The organism is Nocardia aobensis NBRC 100429 (assembly GCF_000308375.1).
In the GTDB taxonomy this organism is placed as follows: domain Bacteria; phylum Actinomycetota; class Actinomycetes; order Mycobacteriales; family Mycobacteriaceae; genus Nocardia; species Nocardia aobensis.
Map to the genome: position 1 here is coordinate 1 of NZ_BAFQ01000154.1, position 6,144 is coordinate 6,144.

Consider the following 6,144-nt stretch of genomic DNA (forward strand, 5'->3'; position numbering starts at 1 on the left):
CCAACTGCATGGTGGAGGCGAAGTCGCGGGTGCCGCGGGTGGCGGCGTACGGGATCACCGCCGAGATGAGCCCGAAGATGACGCCGCCGACCAGGCCGACCACCAGCGGCCCGATCACGCCACCGGTGGTGAACAGGCTCAGCAGCAACCCCAGGAACAGGCCCAGCCAGGCGCCCGAAACCATGCCGCCGCCAATGACTTTGCCCCAGGTGAGCCGGCCCAGCACGCGTTCGACCTGCATCAGATCGACACCCACGATGGTCATGTTCTCCACCGGGAACTGGTTGTCGGCCAGATAGTCGACCGCCCGCTGTGCCTCGGCGTAGGTCGGATAGGAGGCGACCGGCCACCCCGACGGCGGCGTCGGCAAGCCGGGCCGATTGCGATTCGGACTACCCAACGGATTGGTCATAACTCCACGATCCTAGGTCGATATCGCCGCTGTGGCTGGATGCGGCGACCCGGCGGCCGCCCCGCGTGTCCGATTTTACCGCCGAAGAGCAGCAAATCGGACATCACACTGCCAGGATCACAGCAGGTGGGCAGCACTCGTCGTCTCGACCGAGCCGAGCGACCCCGCGTCACGCCAAGCGGACCTCGGCGGTCGCCAGTCCGAATATCTTGCGGCCCGCCGACTTCGCGACGACCACCACGACGGCGGTGCGCGTGCGCGGATCGAGGGATTTGATCCGGCCGGTGAATTCGACGACGCCGGCGGACCGGGCATCCACGATCGTGTAGTTCGACAACCGCACCGCGTACCTGATCAGCGCTCCGGGGTCGCCGAGCCATCCGGTGACGAAGCCCGCACCGAGCCCCATGGTGAGCATGCCGTGCGCGATGACGTCGGGCAGGCCCGCGAGCGTGGCGACGCCGTCGTGCCAGTGGATGGGGTTGGCGTCACCCGAGACGCCCGCGTAGTTCACCAGATCGCCGCGTGTGATTCGCGCGGTGCGAGACGGGAGTTCGTCGCCGACGGCGACGTCGTCGAACCGGACAGCGGTGTGCGGCACTCGTGTTCGCGACACCTCCGAGAAGCGGTGGTCGCGGTGCGGGGCGACGGCGGCGTCCAGCAACTCCGCCTCGGACAGCCCCGGCGCGGCCGACGGCGCACCGACGCCGTGCATGATCACCCGTTCGATCGCGCCCGCGATACCCGAGTCGATGTCCTCCCCGGTGACACCGACCGCGGTCGTGTGCATCACATGGACGACCTCGTCGAACTGATCGGTGAAGGTGTTGGTGACGGTGATCAGATCCTTCCCGGCGATGGTGCGCACCGCGCTGACCTCGACATCGCTCACCAGGCGGTCGCCGGAGACCACCGGCCGATGGAACTCGAAGACCTGATCGGTCTGCACGTACACGTCGTAGCCGGTGATGACGCGTTCGAACAACCGGCGATTGGCCAGCATCGCGGGAATCGACAGGAAGGTGGGCGGCGCGACCACGGCGCCGTAGCCGTACTCCGCCGCGTCGGCCTCCCGCCAGTGCACCGCGCCGTAATCCTGCACGGCGCGGGCGTACTCGCGGATCTTCTCCCGCCCGACCTCGTAATAGTCCTCGGCACGGTAGGCATATCCCACCAGCGACCGCGTGTATGCCGACGCATCCGCGCTCGCCTCGCCTGTGGTCGCCTGGTCCACGGTTGCCTGGTCCACGGTTGCCTGGTCCACGGTTGCCTCGGACAAGCCACACTCCTCAACGCTCGGCTGCGCAGAGCCTAAGCGCGCCGGAGCCGGCGCTCACCGGATTCGCCCGCCGTTCAAGAGGTTTCACGAGTAACGCGGCGGTCGATTGTGAGTTGTCGTTACGCCTGCGGCGGTACGAAACTCGTGGTGCGCGTCATGGCGGCGGCCCGCCCCTTCTCCGCGACGACCTGGGCCATCTTCGCGCTGGCCTCGTCGATCATCTCGTCGCCGAGCATCACCGCGCCGCGGGCTCCGCCGGCGGTCGAGGTGTGGTAGGCGTAGGCGTCCAGGATCTCCTCGGCGCGGTCGTAGTCGGCCTGGCGAGGGCTGAAGATCTCGTTGCACGCCTCGACCTGGGTGGGGTGCAGCACCCATTTGCCGTCGAATCCGAGGGCCGCGGTGCGGGATGCGGCGCGGCGGAAGCCGTCGAGGTCGCGGATCTGCAGATAGGGACCGTCGATGGCCTGCAGGCCGTGCGCCCGGGCGGCGAGCAGGATGGTCATCAGAATGTGGTGGTAGGCGTCGCCGGGTTCGTAGCCCTCGGGCTGTTCCCCGACCACCAGGGTGCGCATATTGATACTGGCCATGAAGTCGGCGGGGCCGAAGACCAGGGTCTGCACGCGCGGACTGGCGGTGGCGATCTCGTCGATATTGCGCAGCCCCTGCGCGTTCTCGATCTGCGGTTCGATGCCGATGCGCCCGACCTCGAGGCCGTTGGCCTTCTCCAGCTGGGTCAGCAGCAGATCGAGCGCGCGCACCTGGGCGCCGTCGAGGACCTTCGGCAGCAGAATCGCGTCCAGATCCCGACCGGCGCCCTCGACCACCGAGATGACGTCGGCGTAGGTCCACTCCGTCGTCCAGTCGTTGACCCGCACGACCTTGATCTGCTTGCCCCAGCCGGGCGAGTTCAGCGCGGCGACGATATTGGCGCGTGCGGCGGCCTTGGCGGGCGGCGCGACCGCGTCCTCGAGGTCGAGAAAGATCTCGTCGGCGGGCAAACCCTTGGCCTTGTCGATCATCCGAAGATTACTGCCGGGTACGGCGAGCACCGAACGACGCGTTGACATGGGCGGCTCCTGAATCGTCTCGCGGGGCTGCACCACATAGCCTTGCACTTATGGCAGCAACGAAAGTTTTCGCCGCCAGGCTGGCGGGCCTGGTGGTACTGGGTCCGGACGGCGAGTCTATCGGCCGTCTGCGGGACGTGGTGATCTCCATCCGCTACGACCGCCAGCAACCCCGGGTGCTGGGACTATTGGTCGAATTACCCACGCGCAAACGTATTTTCGTGCCGATGCTCCGGGTCAACGCGATCGAGCCGAACTCGGTCAACCTCAACACCGGCACCGTGAGCCTGCGCCGCTTCGAACAGCGGCCCGGCGAAATGCTGGCGTTGGCGCAGGTGCTCGACTCCAAGGTGCGCGTGGTCGATCCCGAACTCCCCGACCTCGAAGGGGTGGACGTCTTCGTCGTCGACCTGGGCATCGAACAGAGCCGGACCCGCGACTGGGTGCTCTCGCGGGTGGCGGTGCGCGGGCATCGGCGTCTGGGCCGGCGCCGCGAGGTGCACGTGGTCGAGTGGTCGGATGTGCGCGGGCTGACCCAGCACGAATTGAATCTGCCCGGTCAGGACGTCACCCAGTTGCTCGGCCAGTTCGAGGGCCTGCGCCCGGCCGATGTGGCGCATCTGCTGCGCGAACTACCCGAGAAGCGCCGGATCGAATTGGCCCGGGCCCTCGACGACGAACGTCTCGCCGACGTGGTGCAGGAACTTCCGGAGAACGACCAGGTCGACGTGCTGCAGAATCTGGGCGTCGAACGCGCGGCCGATCTGCTCGAGGCGATGGACCCCGACGACGCCGCCGACCTGCTCGGCGAACTGCCGACGGGTGAGGCCGAGGCGCTGCTGGCACTGATGGATCCCGAGGAATCCGAGCCGGTGCGGCGCCTGCTCGAATATTCGCCCTACACCGCGGGCGGCATGATGACGCCCCGCCCGGTAGTGCTCACCCCCGCGGCGACCGTCGCGGAAGCGCTGGCCCGCATCCGCGATCCCGATCTGACACCGGCGCTGGCCTCGATGGTGTTCGTCGTGCGCCCGCCGACGGCCACGCCGACCGGGCGCTACCTGGGCTGCGTGCACACTCAGGCGCTGCTACGGGAGCCGCCCGCGACGCTGGTGGGCGGCCTGGTCGACAGCGATCTGACCCAGTTGCATCCCGATGCCGCGCTCACCGCGGTCACCCGCTATTTCGCGACCTACAACCTGGTCTGCGGGCCGGTGGTGGACGAGGAGAATCACCTACTCGGCGCGGTGAGCGTCGACGACGTGCTGGATCATCTGCTGCCCGAGGACTGGCGCGAACAGGATGAGGACGCCTCCGAGCCGGCGAGCACCATTCATTCGATCGCGGCGGCGGGCCGCGCGGCGGAGGCAGGGCAAGCGGCGGCCGGAAAGGCGAAAGCATGAGTGAGCGCAGCGAACGCGCTGCCCGTCCGGACAAGCCGATCGCGCGACAGCGCCTGGAGACCCCGGTCGAATCGCGGTTCCGGTTCGAGATCGACGCCGAAGCGGTGGCGCGGGGCAGTGAGACGGTGGCCCGGTTCCTGGGAACCGGCCGATATCTGCTGTTGCAGTCCGTCGTGGTCGTGGTCTGGATCGGGCTCAATGTCTTCGCGGTGAGCCTGCAGTGGGATCCGTATCCGTTCATCCTGCTGAACCTGGCCTTCTCCACGCAGGCCGCCTATGCCGCACCCCTGATCCTGCTGGCCCAGAACCGGCAGGACAACCGCGACAAGGTATCTCTAGAGGAGGATCGCCGCCGCGCGGCACAGACCAAGGCCGACACCGAATTCCTGGCCCGCGAGCTGGCGGCGCTGCGGATCGCGGTGGGCGAGGTCGCCACTCGCGACTATCTGCGCCGCGAACTCGAAGACATCAAAGACGCTCTGGCGCGGCTCCAACTACACGCGCCGCTGGACGACGAAGATGCTGTCGAGACCGCGAAGTCCAAGAAAAGTACCGATAGGAAGAGGGGTCGAGTACCGATTTCGCCTCAAATAGATGGCGGCTGACCGCAATTATCGATAGCAACGTGCTGACTGGCAGGTAACCTGGATCACGTTGTCCGTGGCGGCCCCGCGCGTACCAGGTCGCTCAACGACTACGAGGGGATTGGTTGTGCCGATGCGAATATCTGGACCGATTACCGTATCGGCGCTGGTGGTTGCGGGTTTGATGGCTACGGGTTCGGCGGCGCACACGACCGCGCGGACCAGTGCGCCGAAGACGACCGAGGCGCGCCTCGCGGCAGCGAGCTCCCCCACCGACGCCGGCAACTCCGACGCCGAGGCGGTGGGGCTGGTACCCGCCGCTCCCGAACCTCCTCGCAAACTCAGAGCTATGACGGCGCCCGCGGATGGGGCGCCGTTGTTCGGCGGTACCCTTCCGCTGCAGGACATCGCGTTGCCGGGTGGTAGCGGAGCCTTCGGCATTCCGGAGATCGTGCTCGCCGCATATCGCAATGCCGAACTGACACTGCAGTCCTCGGAGCCGAACTGCGGTCTGAGCTGGAGCCTGCTCGCCGGGATCGGGCGGATCGAGTCCAATCACGCCGGGCACGGCCGCACCGACGCCGCGGGCACGACCATCGGCACCATCTACGGACCCTCGCTGGACGGCACACTGCCGGGTAACGAGGTCATCAAGGCCGCAGACGGCAATTTCGTGCGGGCGGTCGGTCCGATGCAATTCCTGCCCGGCACCTGGTCGCTGTACGCGTCCGACGGTAACGGCGACGGCGTCGCGGACCCGAACAACGTCTTCGACGCGTCGCTGGCCGCCGGCAAGTACTTGTGCTCGGGCGGGCTGAATCTGCGTGACCCGCAGCAGGAACTGCGCGCGGTCCTGCGCTACAACAACTCGACGGCCTATGCGGCCAACGTGCTGAGCTGGGCCAACGCCTACAAGACCGGTGGCGCCCCGACCCAGGTGCAGATCTCGCCCGATCTGATTCCGCCGGGCACGATGCAGGCCCCGCCCGCGGGTCCGGACATCCTCGCCGCGAACGGCAGCATCCCGACCACCACCGAGCCGCCGTCGCAGGCCACCACCACTGTGCCCACGCCGCAGCAGCCGACGCAGGTGATGATCAATATCCCCGGCCTGCCGCCGATTCCGTGCGGCATCTTCTGCCCGCCGCCGAAGCCGAATCCGTGCGATCCGGCCGCGGTGCCGGCTCCGATGCCGCAACCCGGGCAACCCGCCCGACCGGCCGCACCCGCCCAGACCCAGCGCTGGGCGCGGGTGACCCGGTGCGTCCGGTCGATCCGCAGGCCGCCGAGGGCAAGCCCGCCGATCCGAACGCGCCCGCGAATCCGAATGCGGCCCGGCCGACTCCGAACGCACCGAAGCCGGCCGCCCCGGCGTGCACGCAGCCGCAGGGACAGCCGG

6 protein-coding genes are annotated in these 6,144 nt (G+C 68.1%); 3 read left to right on the forward strand and 3 right to left on the reverse strand.

Features of this window, described 5'->3' with window-relative positions; all coding sequences use genetic code 11:
• From RJ03_RS20225 to RJ03_RS20235, 3 genes are all read right to left on the reverse strand, one after another.
• Positions 1–412 (reverse strand): YflT domain-containing protein (locus tag RJ03_RS20225; RefSeq protein WP_036504770.1); only part of this gene is annotated, 412 nt, incomplete at its 3' end.
• A gap of 169 nt (positions 413–581) precedes the next feature.
• Positions 582–1,646 (reverse strand): fused (3R)-hydroxyacyl-ACP dehydratase subunits HadA/HadB, encoded by a 1,065-nt coding sequence (locus RJ03_RS20230; protein ID WP_036504774.1) that lies wholly within the window; start codon positions 1,644–1,646, stop codon positions 582–584.
• Between the two features lie 164 nt (positions 1,647–1,810).
• Positions 1,811–2,758 (reverse strand): HpcH/HpaI aldolase/citrate lyase family protein, encoded by a 948-nt coding sequence (locus RJ03_RS20235; protein WP_036504776.1) that lies wholly within the window; start codon positions 2,756–2,758, stop codon positions 1,811–1,813.
• Between the two features lie 50 nt (positions 2,759–2,808).
• On the opposite strand from RJ03_RS20235, the gene RJ03_RS20240 reads away from it, so the two are divergent.
• From RJ03_RS20240 to RJ03_RS20250, 3 genes are all read left to right on the forward strand, one after another.
• A complete protein-coding gene (locus RJ03_RS20240) occupies positions 2,809–4,161 on the forward strand; it encodes a magnesium transporter MgtE N-terminal domain-containing protein (protein WP_083871196.1) in 1,353 nt (450 codons plus the stop codon).
• Positions 4,158–4,766, forward strand: a complete 609-nt coding sequence (locus RJ03_RS20245) for a DUF1003 domain-containing protein (protein WP_036504773.1) — start codon at positions 4,158–4,160, stop codon at positions 4,764–4,766. Before RJ03_RS20240 ends, RJ03_RS20245 begins: the two co-directional genes overlap by 4 nt.
• Before the next feature lie 148 nt (positions 4,767–4,914).
• Positions 4,915–6,144, forward strand: a 1,230-nt coding sequence (locus tag RJ03_RS20250; RefSeq protein ID WP_245552338.1) for a lytic transglycosylase domain-containing protein, incomplete at its 3' end; no start/stop codon positions are given.

Excerpts from the sequence above, each read along its gene's own strand:
- RJ03_RS20240 (WP_083871196.1), top strand. The coding sequence starts at position 2,809 with ATGGCAGCAACGAAAGTTTTCGCCGCCAGGCTGGCGGGCCTGGTGGTA.
- RJ03_RS20235 (WP_036504776.1), bottom strand. The coding sequence starts at position 2,758 with ATGTCAACGCGTCGTTCGGTGCTCGCCGTACCCGGCAGTAATCTTCGG.
- RJ03_RS20245 (WP_036504773.1), top strand. The coding sequence starts at position 4,158 with ATGAGTGAGCGCAGCGAACGCGCTGCCCGTCCGGACAAGCCGATCGCG.